Origin of the sequence: Sorangium sp. So ce1504 (genome assembly GCF_051521635.1) — a bacterium.
Taxonomy (GTDB): domain Bacteria; phylum Myxococcota_A; class Polyangia; order Polyangiales; family Polyangiaceae; genus Sorangium; species Sorangium cellulosum_B.
Genome location: NZ_CP150365.1, coordinates 1601046 through 1619993, shown reverse-complemented (window position 1 = coordinate 1619993; position 18948 = coordinate 1601046). Strand labels below are relative to the sequence as shown.

The window sequence follows — 18948 nt, the reverse complement described above, 5'->3', positions numbered from 1 at the left end:
CCAGCCCGGCCAGCGCCGCGCCCGCTCGAAGGCCGAGCGGGGCCCCACGGCGCGCCGGGCACGCACAGGCAGGCGAAGACGTGGCCCCTCAATTCATCTTCACGATGCAGGATGTCCGGAAGGTGCACCCCCCGAACAAGGAGGTGCTGAAGGGCCTGTGGCTCTCCTTCTACCCGGGCGCGAAGATCGGCGTCCTCGGCTCGAACGGCGCCGGCAAGAGCACCCTGCTGCGCATCATGGCGGGCGTCGACAAGGAGTACCTCGGCGAAGCGAAGCCCGCCGACGGCATCCGCATCGGCTACCTCGCCCAGGAGCCGCAGCTCGAGGCCGGCAAGACCGTGCAGGAGCACGTCGAGATGGCGGTCCACGACGTCCGCTCCCTCGTCCAGCGCTTCGAGGAGATCGGCGCGAAGCTCGGCGAGTCGCCCCCCGACATGGAGGCGCTGCTCGAGGAGTACGCCGCGCTCCAGGACAAGATCGAGGCCGCGAACGGCTGGGAGATCGACCGCGTCGTCGAGCGCGCCATGGACGCCCTCCGGCTGCCGCCGCCCGACGCCGACGTCACCAAGCTCTCCGGCGGCGAGCGCCGCCGCGTCGCCCTCTGCCGGCTCCTCCTCGAGAAGCCGGACATCCTGCTGCTCGACGAGCCGACCAACCACCTCGACGCCGAGAGCGTCGCGTGGCTCGAGCGCTTCCTCCACGACTACCCCGGCACCGTCGTCGCGGTCACCCACGACCGGTACTTCCTCGACAACGTCGCCGGCTGGATCCTCGAGCTCGACCGCGGCGCCGGCATCCCGTACGAGGGCAACTACACAGGCTGGCTCGAGCAGAAGAAGAAGCGCCTCGATCTGGAGCAGAAGCAGGAGAGCGCGCGCAAGCGCACCCTGGAGCGCGAGCTCGAGTGGGTGCGCCTGGCCCCGCGCGCCCGCCAGGCCAAGAGCAAGGCCCGCCTCGCCGCCTACGAGACGCTGCTCGCCGAGGACAGGTCGAAGAAGGTCGAGGAGAACGAGATCCACATCCCCGCCGGCCAGCGGCTCGGGAACGTGGTCGTCGAGGCCGAGCACCTCCGCAAGGGCTTCGGCGACCGCGTCCTCATCGACGACCTCAGCTTCTCGCTCCCGCGCGGCGGCATCGTCGGCATCATCGGGCCGAACGGCGCCGGCAAGACCACGCTCTTCCGCATGATCATGGGCCTCGAGCAGCCCGACGGCGGCGCGCTCAAGCTCGGCGAGACCGTGGAGCTCGCGTACGTCGACCAGTCGCGCGACGCGCTCAACCCGACCAACAACGTCTGGCAGGAGATCTCCGGCGGCGAGGACCGCCTCCTCGTCGGCAAGCGCGAGGTCAACTCGCGCGCGTACGTCGCCAGCTTCAACTTCGCCGGCAGCGACCAGCAGAAGAAGGTCCGCGATCTCTCCGGCGGCGAGCGCAACCGCCTCCACCTCGCCAAGCTGCTCCGCCGCGGCGGCAACGTCCTCCTGCTCGACGAGCCCACCAACGACCTCGACGTCGACACGCTCCGCTCGCTCGAGGAGGCGCTGCTCAACTTCGCCGGCTGCGCCGTGGTCATCAGCCACGATCGCTGGTTCCTCGACCGGATCGCGACCCACATCCTCGCCTTCGAGGGCGACAGCAAGGTCGTCTGGTTCGAGGGCAACTACGCCGACTACGAGGCCGACCTGAAGCGCCGCCTCGGCGCCGACGCGGCCGAGCCCCGCAAGCTCCGCTACCGCAAGCTCACCGCGGGCTGACCCGGCCCGGCGCGCCTCGCACGGCGCCCCCGCGGCATTCCACCCTGGAGCACGTTTCCGGTCGGGTGCGACGCGCACGCACCGGCATTTTCCCGTCACAGGATCCCCCCGCCCACGTAAGCGTCCGACCGCGCATCAGCTAAGCTGCGCCCCGATGCACGGCACGAGGAGAAAGGGCTCCCCGCCGAGCGCCCGCAGGGACTGGGGGCGCCTCGCCGTGCGCGTCGTGTGCGCCGTGTTCGCGGTGATCGGCGCGATCCCGCTCGCGCTCGGCTTCCTCGTGCGCACCGAGACGGTGCGGGCCTGGGCGGCGCGCGAGACGGCGGCGCTGCTCCAGCGCGAGCTCGGCATCACGGCCCGCTACGACGTGCGCGTCCAGGCCTGGCCCCTCATGGTCGGCCTGAACCGCCTCGTCGTCGACTCCTCGGACGGCGGCGCGCCGTTCCTCGAGCTCGAGCGCGTGGCCATCCGCCCGCGCCTGTTCTCGCTGCTCGCGGGGCACATCGACGCCGGGGACGTCGAGATCATCGGCCCCCGCGTCCGCGCGGTGCTGAAGGACGGGGAGCTCCGCAACCTCACCCTCCCGAGCACCGGCAAGGGCGGCGGGGGCGGCCTCGACCGCGCGCCGCTCTCCTCGGTGGCCATCACCGACGCGCGGCTCGACCTGACGATCGACAACGTCCGCGTCCAGGCCACCGAGGTCGACGTCGACGTCTCCGCCGAGCCGTCGGACGCGTTCGAGATCGCGATGCGCTCCGGCCTCGTCTCGGTCGTCCGCACGCACGCCGCGCCCGGCCACGAGGCCGAGGAGGACAGCGTCGACGAGGACGTCGTCTGCCGCTTCGACACGCGCGTCCGCGTCGAGCCGGGCCGCGCGCTCGTCCGCCGGCTGATCCTCGAGGGCGCCGCCGACTTCGACCCGGATCCCGGCACCGCGCCGCCCTGCGAGCTCCAGGACGGCGACTGGCGCCGGGTGGAGCTCGAGCTCGGCGCCCTCCGCGCCGTCGGCCTCGGCGACGGCATGCCCCACCGGATCGAGGGCCGCGTGCGGGCGCGCCTCCCCGTGCCGATCGTGCACCGCTTCGTGAACCTGCCGCCCGCGTCCGGCTCGGTCTCGCTCGACGTCGATGCGGAGTACGACGCGGCGTCCGCGCCGCTCGGCCTTTCGCTCCCCCGCCTCAAGGGCACGCTCCTGCTCGACCGGCCGGGCCTCGACGGCAGGGTCTTCGCCACGCGCCTCGCGGGCAAGGTCTCGACGACCCCTGACGCCGTGCAGCTCTCCGACACCGACGTCGCCTGGGCCGACGGCACGCTGAAGATCTCGAGCGTGGAGATCAAGCCGTTCGAGAAGGGCGTGCCGCTCCAGGCCGGGCCGATCGACCTCGCCAACGTCGAGCTGCCCGGCCTGCTCCGCGACCTCGCGGTCCACCCGCAGGCGCACGTCGCGTGGACGCTGCGCGACGGGAGGTTCGATCGCTTCGGCGGCACGCTGTCCCCGCTCGCCCTCGAGGGCCCCCTCGCCGTGCAGACGCACGGCTTCGACATCTTCGATCACCCGACGAAGGACCCTGCCCGCAAGCGCCTGATGGGCGTCAAGGAGGCCACGGTCCGCGGCTCGTTCCAGGTGCGGCCGAACGCCGTCGTGCTCTCGGGCTTCTCGGTCGACACGCCGAGCTCGCACCTCAGGACCACCGTCTCGCTCGGCTTCAACGACCAGCTCGGGGTCGAGGTCCACCCGGGCTCGCGCGTGGACCTCGCCGAGATCTCCCCGCTCGCCGCGCTCGAGCTCGCCGGCGTCGCCACGATGAAGGCGGCGATGCACGGCTCCTACGAGCACCCGAAGCTCACCGGCGAGATCGGCGTCGAGAAGTTCGTGTTCGGGGGCTTCCCCATCGGCGACCTCGAGCCCTCGCCGGTCGCGTTCGAGCCGCTCGCCCTGACGCTCGAGAACGCGCGGGTCCGGCACGGGGCGAGCCGCGTCCGGGTCCCGTCGATCAAGATCGATTTCGACCCGGCCGGCAACCTGCCCAAGGGCCGCCCGCTCGACAGCTCGGCGGGGATCGTCGTCGTGGACGCGACCGTCGACACGCGCGAGGCGCCGCACCTCGCCGCGCGCGACCTGCTCGAGGTGCTCCGCCTCGACAAGGATCCGCGGTTCGCCGACTACAAGGCGACCGCGAGCGGGACGGCCCGCGCCCACTTCGCGCTCGGCGGCCCCGAGGACCGCTGCGGCGGCGGCTACCTCGCCGTGAACGCGGGCATGCGGCTCACCGGCGTCGAGCTGCTCGACGAGCGCTTCGACGAGGGCGAGGTCGACCTCGACATGATCTGGGACGACCAGGCCGCCGGCGCCGACGGCATGCGGCTCGACGTCCGCTCGGCGTCGCTGCGCAAGGGCACGGGCTCCGTGCTGGCGAGCGCCTCCGTCGCGCACGGCGGCGCGCTGAAGGGGAGCGTCATCGCGAGCGGCCTCCCGCTCTCGCGGATCGACGGGCTCGGGGCGGCGGCCTCGCAGTTCGACGGCTCGGTGTCGGTCGTCGCCAGCCTGGGCGGCACCGTGAGCAGGCTCGCCGGCTTCGCGGACGTGCACGTCTCGCGCATCGGCATCCGCCGCACGCACGCGAGCCTGCCGCCCTCGCGGGTCGCGCTCACGATCCTGCCGAACGACAAGCCGCCGAAGGTCATCGGCAGGACGCCGATCTGCGGCAACCCCCAGGGCGCGCCGTTCGATCCGGCGGAGTACGAGCGCGACCTCCCCGACGGCTCCCTCGTCGCGAACGGCTCGCTGTTCGGCGGGCAGGTCGCGCTGAAGGGGCTCCGCGTCACGCGCCAGCGGCGCAAGATCGTGGACGGGGACGTGCGCATGGACGCGCTCGACCTGGGCACGCTCGCGAACCTGATCCCGGGCGCCGCGCTCGCGGCGGCGCCGAAGGGCACGATGACCGGGTCGCTCGACATCGAGCGGCTCCCCCTCACGGATTTCCGGCAGGCGGCGCTCACGCTCACGGTCGACGCGCTCAAGCTCGATCGGGAGGGCCAGGGGGTCCACCTCACGAGCCCGAGCGGCCCGATCCGCCTCGCGGGCAACACGCTGAAGGTGCCGGAGCTCCACCTCGAGGCGCACACCGCCTCGCGCCTGTCCGCCGCGTTCACGGCGTCCGGCGACGTCAAGCGGGTGTTCACGGCGCCGGACCTCGACGTGGCGATCCGGGTAAGCCCGACGAGCCTCTCGCGGCTCAGCGCCGACATCCCGCAGATCCGGCACGCGCGGGGCACGGTGCAGGCCGAGGTCCAGGTGGCCGGGCCGCTCCAGGGGCTGCGCTACACGGGCTCGGCGACGCTCAAGGAGGGAGAGCTCGACGTGGTCGGCCTGCCGGTGTCGCTCGACGACATCGACGTGGAGTTCGCGATCGGCGGCGACCAGGTGCGCCTCACGAAGGCGAGCGCGCGGGTCGGCACGGGCACGGTGACCGCGGTGGGGCACATGCCGGTGCGCGGCCTGACCCTCGGCACGGCGCAGGCATCCATCGTGGCGACCGGCGTGAAGCTGCCGGTCGCCGACGGGGTGAACCTCACCGCGAACGCCAACCTGACGGCGAGCTTCCGGCCCGGCGTCGAGGACGAGGCGTCGGGGGAGAAGAACCTGCCGCGGGTCGAGGGCAAGATCACGCTCACGTCGTTCAGCTACACGCGCCCCATCCTGATGAGCATGGACCTCGGCGATCTCACGGGGCGCCAGCGGACGACGGTGCAGACCTACGACCCCGCCGCCGACGTGGTCCGGTTCGACGTCACCGTCGCCTCGCCGAACCCGCTCCGCTTCTCGAACGATCTGGCCGACATGCGGCTCGAGGTCTCGCAGCCCGGGCTCGCGCTCTCGGGCACGAACCAGCGCTTCGGCGCGCGCGGCACGCTGCGCATCCTGCCCGACTCGAAGCTCATGCTGCGCAGCACCGAGTTCGAGGTCCGGGACGGCTACGTCCGCTTCGACGATCCGTTCCGCATCGCGCCCAAGGTCGACGTGCGCGCCGAGAGCGAGTACCGCCGCTACACGTCGACGAGCACCGCCGCCGCGGCGGACGCGACGTCGGGCGCGGAGCCCACGGCGCCGACGGCCGCGGCCGCGGGCAGCAGCGCGAACTCCAGCGGGCTCTGGCGCATCAAGCTGCACGCCCAGGGCGACGCCGACAACCTCCAGCTCAACCTGACGAGCGATCCGCCGCTCAGCCAGGAGGACATCGTCCTGCTGCTGACGCTCGGCATGACGCGCGCCGAGCTCAACCAGGGCGTCGTGTCGTCGCTCGGCGAGACCATGGGCCTCGAGGCGCTCTCGTCGCTGACGGGCGCCGACAAGGCGGTGAAGACGATGGTCCCCCTCATCGACGAGTTCCGCTTCGGCACCGGCTACTCGTCCAAGAACGGCGCCCCGGAGCCGACGGTGACGATCGGCAAGCGCATCACGGACGCGGTGCGCGCCAACGTGACGACGGGGCTCTCGCAGGGCAGCCAGGTGCGCGCGGGCGTCGAGGTGAAGCTCAGCGACCGGATGAGCCTCCAGGGGTCGTACGACAACTCGAGCGACGCCTCGAGCTCGCCGCTCGGCAACGTGGGCGCCGACCTGAGGTGGCGGCTCGAGTTCGAGTGACGGTCGAGCCGCGGATGGCGCTCGAAGGACGCTCGCGCGGCGCTCGATCCGCGGCCGTCAGGTGGCCGCGGCGAGCGCCGCGTCGAGGGCGCCGTACCGGTCGTCGCGGCCGGAGACCCACTGCTTGTGGCCCATGAGCTCGAAGATGCGCCGGTGCTTCGGGTTCTTCCAGGTCATGCTGAGCAGCGCGCGCTGGAACGCCTCGGCCTTCGCCTCGGGCAGCGCCGGCAGCGCGTCGAACATCGCGAAATCGTAGGCCGGCGTGGTCCAGAGGACGTCGACCCGGCGGAGGTCGATGTGGCCGTTCGCCTGCTCGGCGAGCCACACCGCGTCCCCGACCGCCGCCGCCTGCGCCTTGCCCTCGTGCAGCGCCGCGAGCGCCTGGACCTCGCTCGTCGCGGTGTCCCCGTGCTTGCCGACGTCCACCTCGAACGGCATGAGCTGGATCTTCTCCACGGCCACGCCCGCCTGCCGGAGGAAGTGGAGCGGCAGGATGCGCGCGTGCGCCGAGTCGACGCTCCCGACAGCGAGCGCCTTGCCCTCCAGATCGCTGAGCGCCCCGACGGCGGCGTCGCGGCGGACGAGCAGCTTGCTGTGGAAGTCGCGATCGATCTCGCGCATCGCGAGCGAGCGGGACCGGCCCTCGGTCTGCCGCTTCACCCGCACGTGCGCGACGGCGCTGTTCCAGGCGACGTCGATGTGCCCGCGGATCAGCGACTCGACCTGGCGCTCGTAGGTAGAGAACAGCGCGAAATCAATCAGGATTCCATGTTCGCGGAAGTGCTCGCGCAGGCTCTCCCACAGCGTCACCACCTTGGCGTCATGCGCCACGGCGCCGACGAGCATCGCCAGGTCCTTCATCCGGTGCCTCGCACGGGCGGCGACGCTAGCACGAGCTCTGCCCGCCGAGAGCCCCGCGTCTCGCACATCGGGGCCTCGCGGGCGGCCTCTTGCCCATCCAGCGCCCAACCGGGCTACGCTGCGTCCGTCGTGCACGCCGGCGCCGGTTCATTTCCGTTTCGTCCCCCGGCGCTCCGCGCCTGATGGCTCGCTTCCGTTCCACCCTCATTCCCCTTCTGCTCGGCTTTTTGCCGCTCGGCGCGATCGCCATCCCGGCGCACGCCGACCCGACCCCCGCACGTCCGGCTCAGGCCAGCCCCAACCCCGGTCAGGCCAGCCTCAACCCCGGTCAGGCCAGCCCCAACCCCGGTCAGGCCAGCCCCAACCCCGGTCAGGCCAACCTCAACCCCGGTCAGGCCAGCCTCGACCCTGTCGACTCTGTCAACCCTGCGGCACGGGCCGTGCCCTCGGGCGAGGCCGGCACCCAGGCCACCGACGTGCCGTCGCTCGGCCAGCCGCTGGCCCTGGGAGAGCTCGTCGGCAAGCCGATCGTCCGCATCGATGTCACCGCGCAGGGCGACCGATGGCAGATCGTGTCGCCGGTCACCAGCGTCGACCTCGGCGAGCCGCTCAGCCCCGACGCCGCGCGCCGCGCCATGCGCGAGCTGCTCGCCTCCGGCAACTTCGCCCGCGCGTCGGCCGAGGCGTACCTCGTGCCGGACGGCGCCGCGCTCCGGATCTTCGTCGTCCCCCGCCGGAGCATCGCCACCGTCCAGATCACCGGCGGCGCGCTCGACCGGCAGGACACCCTCGAGGCCGCCGGCATCGCCGAGGGCGGCGAGATCACCGCGACCACGCTGGCCGAGATCAGCCCCCGCATCCGCGCGTTCTACGCGCTTCACGGCTACCCCGCGGCCGCCGTCACGGTCCGCGCCGTCGACACCGACGAGCCCTCCCAGGTCGTCCTCGCCCTCGACATCGAGGCCGGCGCCCCGCGCGTCGTCTCGGAGCGCGTCTTCGTCGTGGCGCCGCGCGCAGACCGGGAGCTCGGCTCGCTCAAGCAGAGCTACGGCCTCGGCGTCGGCGCCCGCGTCGACGAGCCCGCCCTCGCCGAGGCCGACCGCGAGATGGCCGAGCTGCTCCGCCGGAGCGGCTTTCACGACGCCGAGGTCTCCCACCGCGTGCTCGCGGTCGGCCCGCACAACTACCTCTACGTCTACCTCGAGCCCGGCGCGCGCATCGTCCCCGCCTTCGACGGCAACCGCGCCTTCGACGACGACGCCCTCGAGGCCGCGCTCGATCTCGGCGAGACGACCGAGACGAAGACGAACGATCTCACCGATCGGCTCCGCGCGTTCTACGTCGAGCGCGGCTTCCTCGACGCCGAGGTCACCCCCTCGCTGGGCGGCAAGCCCGACGATGCGGTCCGTTACCTGACCTTCACCGTCCGCGAGCACGACCAGGTGCGCGTCACGAAGCGCGTCTTCCCCTGCCTCACGGGCGACCTCAGCCCGGACGACCTCGGCCGCGAGATCGAGAGCTTCCTCGAGGAGGACCTGCCCGGCGCCGACGCCTTCTCGATGCCCGACCCGCGAGGCATCTCGGACCTCTTCGGCCCGACCCGCGGCGCCGGCGGCCGGGCCAGGCCGGTCGAGCTCATCCCCTCGATGACGTACGCGCAGGAGACCTACGAGCGCGCCCTCAAGCACCTTCGCGATCTCTACTTCAGCAAGGGCTACCTGAACGCCGTCGTCGGCCCGGTCTCGGTGCTCCGCGCCACCTGCTCGCGCCGTTCCCCGCCGGGCGCCTGCATCCCCGAGCCGGTCGCCGAGCGCGTCACGGCCCAGTGCCTCACCGACGCGCAAGGGCTGCCCCTCCCCGAGCCGCCCGTCCCCGCCGCCCTCACGTGCCGCCCCGACGCCGCCCGGCACATCGCGTGCTCCCCCGAGGTGACGCTCCGCATTCCGGTCCATCCCGGCCCGCAGACCCAGCTCTACGATCTCGCCTTCGAGGGGAACAAGGGCTTCTGCGGCCAGGCCGGCCTGAGCGAGCGCGACCGCGCCCTCTGCGCCGAGGAGCGGCCGTTCAGCGAGCGCTGGCTCAGCGACCTCGTCGATCTGAAGGTCGGACAGCCCCTCTCGACGCTCGCGCTCGACGCCGCGCGGCTGCGCATCATGGATGCTTACCGCGACCTGGGCTACGCGTTCGCCGAGGTCCGCACGGCCATCGAGCCCTCGCCCGACCGCACGCGCGCCCGCGCGCGGTTCATCGTCTCGGAGCGAGATCGGGTGTTCGTCACCGGCATCGTCGTCAAGGGCGCCGTCCGGACCGACGAGCAGCTGATCCTCCGCCGCGTGCTGCTCCGCGAGGGCGCGCCGTTCCGCCAGTCGCAGGCCCGCCTGAGCGAGGAGCGCATCGCAGCGCTCGGCCCGTTCTCCAGCGTGTCGATATCGCTCGAGGATCCCGACGTCCCGCAGAAGAACAAGCGGGTCGTCATCCACGTGGTCGAGCAGCTGCCGCAGTACCTCAACCCGCAGATCGGGTTCTCGACCGGCGAGGGCGCGCGCCTCGCCTTCGAGTACGGACACCGCAACATCGGCGGCCTCGCCATCGGCCTCACGATGGGCGTCCAGCTCAGCTACCTGTTCGAGTTCATGATCGTCGACAAGGCGGCGAGCCGCCACTACGAGGAGCTCCAGATCGACGACCAGCTGGAGCGCCGCATCGCGGTCTCGGTCACGCTCCCGGACATCGGCCTCGGCCCGCTCGTCAGCATGTCGCTCGCGGGCATCAACGTGCGCGACAACCAGCTGGATTTCGGCGTCACGAAGACGGCGATCATCCCCGCGATCACCTACCGCCCGCGGCGCGCCGTCACGACGCAGCTCGCCCTGTCGACCGAGCTGAACAAAGTCGGCTTCTTCCCCGGCGCCGTCGGCGCCGACAAGCGGGATATCCTCGACCAGCTGCGCATGCCCGAGGGCGAGACGATCGCCCTGGCGCAGCGGATCGACGCGTCCTGGGACACGCGGGACACCCCCTTCGCCGCGACCCGGGGCTTCCTCCTCTCCGGCGGCGTCGAGCACGTCGACGCCTTCGACGCCTTCGCCTCGGTCCGGGCCCAATCGAGCTTCCCCGAGAGCCACTTCCTGCGATTCACGGGCCGTGTGTCGGGCTATATCCCCCTCGCGCCGCGGTCGCGGCTCACCCTCGCCCTGAGCCTGTCCGGAGGGTATATTCAGCCGCTCGTGGCCGAGAGCGGGACGTACCCGGATCGCCTGTTCTTCCTCGGCGGCGTCGACTCGCTCCGTTCCCATCTGGCCGAGTCGCTGTATCCTGAGGACGGGCTCGAGGAGGCGAGAAAGGCGCTGGGCGGGGACGCCGAGGTATCGACCGACGATATCCCGCGCGGCGGGACGGTGATGGTGAACCCCCGCGCCGAGCTGCGCATTCCGCTGACGGATCTGCTCCAGCTCGGGCTCTTCCTCGACGCGGGCAACCTCTGGATCAGGGCGAGGAACGTCAACCTCGATCCGCGGCTCTTGCGTTACGGGCTCGGCGCCGGCTTGCGGGTGAACACGCCCATCGGCCCCCTCGCCTTCGACTACGGCTTCAACCTGGATCCGCGCGACGAGCTGGATGAGATCGACGGTGCACTCCACTTCTCCGTGGGGCTCTTTTGACAGGCGGCCTCGCGCGCGACGCGCGCGAGGCGGCTCCCAACGCATGATGATAACGAGGCTCCCCTGATGAACCGTTCACTCCGCATGTGTGCTTTGCTCGCCCTGACATCGACCCTCACGATCGCCGGCTGCGGCGACGACGAGAGCGCCGCGCCGAGCAGCGCGGCGAGCACGTCCGGCGCCGGCGGGTCCGGCGGGCAAGGTGGGCAAGGTGGGGCCGGCGGATCGGCGGGCAGCGGCGGAGAGGGCGGGCAAGGCGGCTCGACGAGCAGCGCCTCGGCTGGCGGCGATGCCACGGGCGGCGGCGGAGAGGGCGGGCAAGGCGGCTCGACGAGCAGCGCCTCGGCTGGCGGCGATGCCACGGGCGGCGGCGGAGCGGGCGGGCAAGGCGGCTCGACGAGCAGCGCCTCGGCGGGCGGCGGCGGCGACGGGGCCGGCGGCGGCTCGGTGAGCAGCGCCTCGGCGAGCAGCGCTTCGACGGGCGGCGGCGACGCCGCCGGCGGCGGCGGCGAGGGTGGGGCGTCGGCGTGCGGCGATCTGCGGTGTGACACCGGCGAGACGTGCGATTCGTGCGCCGACGACTGCGGCGTGTGCCCGCCGGTCTGCGGTGACGGCGTGTGCGAGCCCGACAGGGAGAACTGCCAGGCGTGCGCCACCGACTGCGGCGTGTGCCCGCCGGCCGAGTGCAGCCACGACCTCTGCGAGGAAGGAGCGCCCCTCCTCATGGCCTGCGACCCGTGCGTGACCGAGCTGTGCGCGGAGGACCCGGCGTGCTGCATGAGCAACTGGGACACCCACTGCGTCGCCGGCCTCACCGCCGCCTGCGGGCGGGCCTGCGGGTGCGCCCACGACCTCTGCGAGGAGGGCGCGCCCCTCGACGCGACCTGCAACAGCTGCGTCGAGACCGTGTGCGGAGAGGACGGAGACAGCTTCTGCTGCACGATCGGGTGGGACGAGGGCTGCATCGCGCTCTCGGAGAGGCTGTGCGACGTCACGTGCCTGTGAGCTCGGCTCGCCGCCCGAAAGGCGAACCACGCAGGGCGCGATAGCGACGGCGCTCCGCCGCGAACCTGGCCGGCTCGGCGGGTGGAACCCGGCGCGCTCAGCGCGCCGTCGCCGCCTTCATCTCGCGGACGAAGCTCGCGACGGCGCGCGCGGCCGCCTCGGGATCACCGAGGTTCGCCGAGACCCGCTGCACGACCGCGGACCCGCTGACCACGCCGAACGCCCCGGCGGCGAGGGCGTCGCGCACGTGCTCGGGCTTCGAGATGCCGAACCCCAGGATCGCGGGCGGCGCGCCGAACCGGCGCAGCGTCTCGAAGAGCGCCCCGTGGCCCAGGCGCAGCTGCTCGTCCGCCCCCGTCACGCCCTTGCGCGTCACGCAGTACGTGTACGCGCTGCACCGCTCCGCGAGCCGCTGCAGCGTGGCCTCCGAGGCGTTCAGCGGCGCGATCAGCACCGGCGCCACCCCCACGGCGCGCGCCGCCGCCACGTACGGATCCGACTCCCTCACCGGCACGTCGGCGACGAGCACGCTGTCGACCCCGGCCGCGGCCACCGACGCGTAGAAGCCCGCCAGATCGCGGTGCTTCACGAGGTTCGCGTACGTCAGGATGCCGATCGGCACCTCCGGCGCCTCCGCCCGGAACCGCGCCAGGAGCTCGATGCAGTCGCCCGGCCTCACGCCGGCCGCGAGCGCCCGCACGGCCGCCGCCTGGATCGTCGGGCCGTCCGCGATCGGATCCGAGAACGGGATCCCGACCTCGATCGCGTCCGCGCCGCCCTCCACGGCCGCGCGCAGCAGCCGCGCGCTCGTGGCGAGGTCCGGATCCCCCAGCATCAGGAAGGGGATGAACGCCCCCTCGCCGCGCTGCTGCAGCCGCTCGAATGCGCGATCGTAGCGCGTCGTCACCGTCTCCCGACTCATGTCGACCTCCCGGGATCGAGCAGCTTTTGCGCCTGCTCCATGTCCTTGTCTCCGCGGCCCGACAGGTTCACGACGAGCACCGTCTCGCGCCCTGCCTGCGCCGCCTCCGCCACCATCTTCAGCGCGTGCGCGATCGCGTGCGCCGACTCGAACGCCGGGATGATGCCCTCGCTGCGCGCGAGCCGCTGGAACGCGTCGAGCGCCTCGTCGTCGGTCGCCGCGACGTACGTCGCCCGGCCCGACGTCATGAGGTGCGCGTGCTCCGGCCCGACGCCGGGGTAGTCGAGCCCCGCCGAGACCGAGTGCGTCTCGGCGACCTGTCCGTGCTCGTCCTGGAGGATGTAGGTCTCCGACCCGTGCAGCACCCCCGGGCGGCCCTTGAGGAGCGTCGCCCCGTGCATGGCGGTCGACAGGCCGTGGCCGGCGGGCTCCACGCCGACGAGCGCCACGTCCTTGTCCGGGATGAACTCGGAGAAGATCCCCATGGCGTTGCTGCCGCCGCCCACGCACGCGACCACCGCGTCTGGCAAGCGCCCCTCGGCCTCCAGGATCTGGGCGCGCGCCTCGCGGCCGATCACCCACTGGAAATCGCGCACGATCGTGGGGAACGGGTGAGGCCCGGCGACCGTCCCGATCAGGTAATGCGTGTCCTCGTAGCTCTCGGTCCAGTAGCGCAGCGCCTCGTTGAGGGCGTCTTTCAGCGTCTGCGAGCCCGAGGTCACGGGCACCACCTCGGCCCCCATGAGGCGCATCCGGAAGACGTTGAGCCGCTGCCGCTCGACGTCCTTCGCGCCCATGTAGATGCGCGTGGGCATGCCGAGCAGGGCCCCGATCATGGCGGTCGCGACGCCGTGCTGGCCGGCCCCGGTCTCGGCGATGAGCCGCCGCTTGCCCATGCGCCGCGCGAGCAGCCCCTGGCCGAGCGCCTGGTTCGTCTTGTGCGCGCCGCCGTGGAGCAGGTCCTCGCGCTTGAGGTACAGCTTCACGCGCGGATCGCCGGTCAGGTTGCGGCACAGGGTGAGCGGCGTCGGTCGCCCCGCGTAGGTCGTCAGCAAGGCGTCGAACTCCGCCGCGAACGACGGATCGCCGCGCGCCTCCAGGTACGCGCGCTCAAGCTGCTCGAGCGCGGGCACGAGGATCTCCGGGACATAGGCGCCGCCAAAGGCGCCGAAGCGGCCGCTTTGCTGCATGTGATTGCCTCGATCGTCGGTGGTGCGTTGTGCGTTGTGCGTCGTGAGAGCTGCCGTCAGGGGGAGGCGCGGTCCGCCGGGGCCGCGGGGTCATGGTCGTGGCGCGACGGGCCGCGCGCGCTGTCGAACAGGCGCACGAGCAGGTCGGCGCACTTCTCGCCGGGCGCGCGCTCGACGCCCGACGCGACGTCGAGCCCCCACGTCCCCACCCGGCGCGCCGCGGCGATGTTGTCCGGGTTCAGCCCGCCCGCGAGCAGGCTCCGGGCGCGCGCCGGGTGGCCGTCGATCGCGCTCCAGGCGAACGTCCGCCCCGTGCCTCCGCGCGCCTCCGCCGTGCGCGTGTCGAAGACCAGCCGATCGGCGCTGCGCTCGACCTCCGCGCCCGCGCCCTGCTCCCCGGCCGCGCCCGCGGCGGCCGCCGCGCCGGCGGCCTCCCCGGACGGCGCCATCGGGACCGCCTTCCAGACCTCGCACCCCTCGGGGAGCTCGCGCCGCAGCGCCTCGATGAACGCGGCGTCCTCGTCGCCGTGGAGCTGCACGGCGCGCAGCCCGATCGCCCGCGCCGTATCCGCGACGAAGTCCACGGATTGATTGAGGAAAACGCCGACGAAGGGCAGCCCCGCGGCCGTGGCGACCACGATCTCGGCCTGCTCGCGCGTCACCCGGCGCGGCGAGGTCTCGGCGAAGACGAGGCCGCCGAAGCGGGCCCCGAGCCGCTCCGCCTCGCGCGCGTCCCCGGGCCGGGTCAGGCCGCAGATCTTCACCCTGCCGGTCACCAGCGCGCGCGCGGCGTCCGCGATGTCGGGGCTGCGCATGAGCGACGTGCCGACGAGGAACCCGTCCACCGAGGGCGCGAGCCGCTCCACGTGGGCGCGCGACTCGACGCCCGACTCCGCGATGACGATGCGATCGCGCGGCACGCGCGGGGCGAGCCGCTCCGAGACGGCGAGATCGACCTTGAGCGTCTTGAGATCGCGGTTGTTGATGCCGATCACGGGCGCGGGCAGCGCGAGCGCGCGCTCGAGCTCCGCCTCGTCGTGGACCTCGACGAGGCAGTCCATGCCGAGCGCCTCGGCGGCGCCCAGGCACAGGAGCGCGGTCGCGTCGTCCAGCACCGACAGCATGAGCAGGATCGCGTCCGCGCCGTTCGCCCGCGCCTCGATCACCTGGTAGGGCGTCACGACGAAGTCCTTGCAGAGGATCGGGACGTCCACGACCGCGCGCACGGCCTGGAGGATCTCGAAGCTGCCCTGGAAGAAGGGCTCGTCGGTCAGCACGCTCACCGCGTCGGCGACGCCGTAATACGCGGCGGCGACGGCGTGCGGGTCGAAATCCGGCCGGATGAGGCCCTCGGACGGAGAGGCCTTCTTGCACTCCAGGACGAACCGCGCGCCAGGCGCGGAGAGCGCGCGCCGGAGGCTCCGCGAGGTGGGCGGCGCGTTCGCCCGAAGGCCGGCGAGCGGGGTCCGCCGCTCGCGCTCCGCCACGTCCGCCCGCTTCCGCTCCACGATGCGCGCGAGCACATTGCCCTGCTCAGCCATGTTTCGCCTCCTTCCGCGCTTCCTGGGCCCCGTCCCGGCTCAGCGCCACGAAGCGCGTGAGCCGCTCCGCCGCGCGCCCGGAGCCCAGCGCCTCGAGCGCCAGGGCCGTCCCCTCCCGCAGCCCCTCGGCGCGCCCGGCGATCCAGAGCAGCGCGCCGGCGTTGATCGCGACGGCGTCGCGGTGCGCGGGCGCGCCGCGCCCGGCGAGCAGGTCGCGGAGCCACGCCGCGTTCGCCGCCGGGCCAGCGCCCCGGAGCGCCTCGATCGGCGCCGGCGCGACCCCCGCGTCGGCCGGGTCGATCAAGAGCTCCTCGACGACCCCATCGCGGAGCCGGGCCGCGCGCGTCGGGGCGTGCAGGGCGACCTCGTCGAGCCCCCCGCCGTGGACGACGAGCGCGGCCTGGCACCCGAGCATGCCGAGCGTGCGCGCGGCGTGGGTGACGAGCTCCGGATCGTAGATGCCCATCACCTGGATCGGCGGCGCGCTCGGGTTCACGAGGGGGCCGAGCAGGTTCATGATCGTGCGCACCTTGAGGGCGCGGCGCACGGGCATCGCGTGGCGGAGCCCGGCGTGGTACTGCGGCGCGAAGAGGAAGCAGAAGCCGACCTCATCGAGGGCGCGGCGCGAGACCTCGGCCGGCGGGTCGAGCCGGGCGCCGAGCGCCTCGAGCGCGTCGGCGGAGCCGCACTGGGAGGAGACCGAGCGGTTGCCGTGCTTGGCGACCGGCAGGCCTGCTTCGGCCGCGACGAAGGCGACGGCCGTCGACACGTTCACGGTGGACTGCCCGTCTCCGCCGGTGCCGCAGCAGTCGGCATAGACATAAGCCGGCCGCGCGAACGGCACCGATGTCCCCCGGAGCGCGCGCGCCGCGCCCGCGATCTCGGCGGGGGTCTCGCCCTTCGCCTTGAGCGCCACGAACAGCGCGGAGAGCTCGATCTCCGTCAGCGCCCCGGCGATCAGGTCGCGGAACAGCGCCTCGGTCTGCTCCGCGGAGAGGTCGACGCCGGCGCAGAGCGCATCGATGACTGCATGCATCATGGTTCTCTCCTCATCTTCACGGCTGTTCTGGCAGACACGGATCCTCGGGACTCGGGCGTCGCGCTGCGGCGCCCTGCATAGCGGACAAAAGCGAAAAGGCCCACCGTTGTTCGGCGGGCCCTCTTTCTTCTTTCCTTCAGGTCGTCCTCCCTGCAGGGAGGCGCGTTACCCGGGGTAAGGGCCCGCCTTGGTAGAGCACCAGCGCCACCAGCGCAGCCCTGCCACGCACGAACCCACCTCGGCGGCCGAGCGCGACGCGCCGCCGAGGACGAAGGCCTCGGAGCGGCGGCGAGCGCAGGACGCGGGGAGCGCGCGGGGCATGCGGGGAACATAGCTTGCGGGCGAGACGAGCGTCAAGCGGGTTCCGCGCCCGCCGACGAGCCGCCGCTCAGCCGCGGTGGCCCGAGCTTCCTCGGATCAGCGAACCTCCGAAGCCTCCGCGCTCTCCACCGCCATCCGCCGGCGACGCCTCCGCAGGAGGGTCCTCGTGCCCTCGCAGGCGGCCAGCGCCGGCGTCGCGACGGTGGACAGCGGGCTGAAGGCCGGCGCGGGATACCGGTTCTCGTCGGCGCCTCGGTACGCTCTGAAGACGGAGAGCACGCTATCGAAGATCTCAGCGAGCTCGTGCCGGCGCCGCATCACACCCGTCATGTGGCAGACGCGATAACCGATGTGGAATATCGCATAGAAGACATCGTCTAGCGACAGCTTGCGTCGCGCAAGGAGCGTCGGTCATCGGTCAACTGAGGGTCAACTGAGCGCGCGTGCCAGGTGAGCTCGTCGATCCCGGAGAGCGGCGCCGCCTTGACGACCGCGCCGTCGGCCTCCCCTGCGGCCGGCGCCGAGAACATGACGCGTCACCGAGGACGCAGGCCTCGGAACGGCCCCGCGTGCGGCGCGCGGGGCATGTGGTAGGGAACGCCCGGCAGCGTCGTTGGAAGGGTCGTGGTCGCAGGGAGGCCACGAGAGAGCACGGGAAGGTTCATGTTGAGGAGTGCGGTTCTTGGAGGCGGGATCGCCGGGTTGAGCGCGGCGATCGCCCTCGCCGGACGGGGGTTCGAGGTCGAGGTCTTCGAGCGACACGCTGCGCCGACGGACATCGGCGCGGGGATCGTCTGCTGGCCAAACGCCTCGTTCGTGCTCCAGGAGCTCGGGCTCCTGGAATCGGTCGCCAGGCTGGCGGGGCGCCCGACCCGGATGCGGAGGGTCTCGTGGACCGGCGAGGAGCTCGGCGCGCTGGACATCCGGAAGCTGGACCAGCTCATGGGATCCCCGAGCCTCTCGGTGCTGAGGAGAGAGCTCCAGGCGGCGCTGCTGTCGCGCGTCACCGAGCTGGGTGTCCGCGTGCGGTACGGGCACGCCGCCGATCGCATCGAGCCCTCGGCCACCGGCTCGGCGAGCGTTCACTTCGCGAACGGAGCGACCGTCGCGGCGGACGTGATCCTCGGAGCGGACGGGCGGATGAGATCGGTCGCGAGGGCGTTCGTGCACGGCGACAATCGCCCGAGATATCAGGGCTTCGTCAACTGGCTTGGCACGTTCGAGAGCGATCGCGCGGTGTTCTCGGAATCGCAGATCGAGGTGATGGACTGCTGGGGTGTCGGCGTGCGCTTCGGCGTCGTGCCCGTATCTCGGTCGAAGGCGTACTGGGCCGGCGCCGCGGCCTGCCCTGAAGCTCGGGGCAAGGAGCCAGCAGATTACCGGGCCGAGCTCCGCGCCCTCTTCCGCGGGTGGCCGAGCCCGATACCGGAATTGATCGAGGAGACGCCCCCCGAGCGCATGAACAAGATCTACGTCCACGACCACGATCCCATCGACGCGTGGCATCGAGACAACGTCTTGCTGATCGGCGACGCCGCGCACGCGGCGCTTCCCACGTCGGGTCAAGGCGCCAGTCAGGCCCTCGAGGACGCGTGGCACCTGGCCGACTGCCTGGGCAGCGCGGCCTCCCTCGAGGAGGCGTTCACCGCCTTCACGAAGCGCCGCCACGCCAAGAACGCCGCGATCAACGCGGGCGCCCGCGAGCTGGCGCGCTCGCTGTTCGCGACCGATCCTGCGCTCTGCGAGGCGAGGAATCGCGGGAGCAAGGCGACCGACTACGAGGCCATGGTGCAGGGCATGGCGAGGGGCTGGTCCAGCGGACTGCCGATGAGCGCGCTCACGAACGCCCCGCCGGCTCAGCCTCAGGCCTGACCAGCCCGGGAGGGCGCCGGTACGTTCAGATTCCGGCCGCCGGCGCCCCCGGCTCGTCCGCTCCCGCAGGATACTTTGCGGCCCGGTACACCGATGGTAGGCCCCGTTCTCCAGGGCGCACGACCTCGCGGCCAGG

11 protein-coding genes are annotated in these 18948 nt (G+C 72.6%); 5 read left to right on the top strand and 6 right to left on the bottom strand.

All coding sequences use genetic code 11. From position 1 onward, the window contains the following. The first annotated feature begins 80 nt into the window (after window positions 1-80). Window positions 81-1754 (top strand): energy-dependent translational throttle protein EttA, encoded by a 1674-nt coding sequence (ettA, locus tag WMF39_RS06080; protein WP_437744598.1) that lies wholly within the window; start codon window positions 81-83, stop codon window positions 1752-1754. 154 nt (window positions 1755-1908) lie between these two features. After that, window positions 1909-6399: a translocation/assembly module TamB domain-containing protein gene (locus WMF39_RS06075; RefSeq protein ID WP_437744597.1), complete on the top strand. Its 4491-nt coding sequence runs from the start codon at window positions 1909-1911 to the stop codon at window positions 6397-6399. 57 nt (window positions 6400-6456) lie between these two features. On the opposite strand, the gene WMF39_RS06070 is transcribed toward WMF39_RS06075, so the two are convergent. Continuing rightward, window positions 6457-7260, bottom strand: coding sequence for a phosphate/phosphite/phosphonate ABC transporter substrate-binding protein (locus WMF39_RS06070; RefSeq protein ID WP_437744596.1), 804 nt, complete (start codon window positions 7258-7260; stop codon window positions 6457-6459). Between the two features lie 182 nt (window positions 7261-7442). Here WMF39_RS06070 and WMF39_RS06065 point away from each other — a divergent pair, with 182 nt between their 5' ends. Both WMF39_RS06065 and WMF39_RS06060 read left to right on the top strand, forming a co-directional pair. Next, complete coding sequence (locus tag WMF39_RS06065) at window positions 7443-10922, top strand: POTRA domain-containing protein (protein WP_437744595.1); 3480 nt, start codon at window positions 7443-7445, stop codon at window positions 10920-10922. A 66-nt stretch (window positions 10923-10988) separates the two neighbouring features. After that, window positions 10989-11927: a hypothetical protein gene (locus WMF39_RS06060; RefSeq protein ID WP_437744594.1), complete on the top strand. Its 939-nt coding sequence runs from the start codon at window positions 10989-10991 to the stop codon at window positions 11925-11927. Window positions 11928-12024: 97 nt separating this feature from the next. Here WMF39_RS06060 and trpA read toward each other — a convergent pair whose 3' ends face one another. From trpA to WMF39_RS06035, 5 genes are all read right to left on the bottom strand, one after another. Then, window positions 12025-12849, bottom strand: coding sequence for a tryptophan synthase subunit alpha (gene trpA / locus WMF39_RS06055; protein WP_437744593.1), 825 nt, complete (start codon window positions 12847-12849; stop codon window positions 12025-12027). Beyond that, window positions 12846-14039 (bottom strand): tryptophan synthase subunit beta, encoded by a 1194-nt coding sequence (trpB, locus tag WMF39_RS06050; protein ID WP_437744592.1) that lies wholly within the window; start codon window positions 14037-14039, stop codon window positions 12846-12848. Before trpB ends, trpA begins: the two co-directional genes overlap by 4 nt. Window positions 14040-14095: 56 nt before the next feature. Further along, window positions 14096-15580 (bottom strand): bifunctional indole-3-glycerol-phosphate synthase TrpC/phosphoribosylanthranilate isomerase TrpF, encoded by a 1485-nt coding sequence (gene trpCF, locus WMF39_RS06045; protein WP_437744591.1) that lies wholly within the window; start codon window positions 15578-15580, stop codon window positions 14096-14098. Then, window positions 15573-16616, bottom strand: coding sequence for an anthranilate phosphoribosyltransferase (gene trpD, locus WMF39_RS06040; RefSeq protein WP_044967908.1), 1044 nt, complete (start codon window positions 16614-16616; stop codon window positions 15573-15575). The genes trpCF and trpD overlap by 8 nt, the downstream gene beginning before the upstream one ends. Before the next feature lie 420 nt (window positions 16617-17036). Then, window positions 17037-17270, bottom strand: a complete 234-nt coding sequence (locus tag WMF39_RS06035) for a hypothetical protein (RefSeq protein ID WP_437744590.1) — start codon at window positions 17268-17270, stop codon at window positions 17037-17039. Window positions 17271-17603: 333 nt separating this feature from the next. Between WMF39_RS06035 and WMF39_RS06030 the strand changes: the two genes are divergently transcribed. Further along, a complete protein-coding gene (locus WMF39_RS06030) occupies window positions 17604-18812 on the top strand; it encodes an FAD-dependent monooxygenase (protein WP_437744589.1) in 1209 nt (402 codons plus the stop codon). Window positions 18813-18948: the final 136 nt, after the last annotated feature.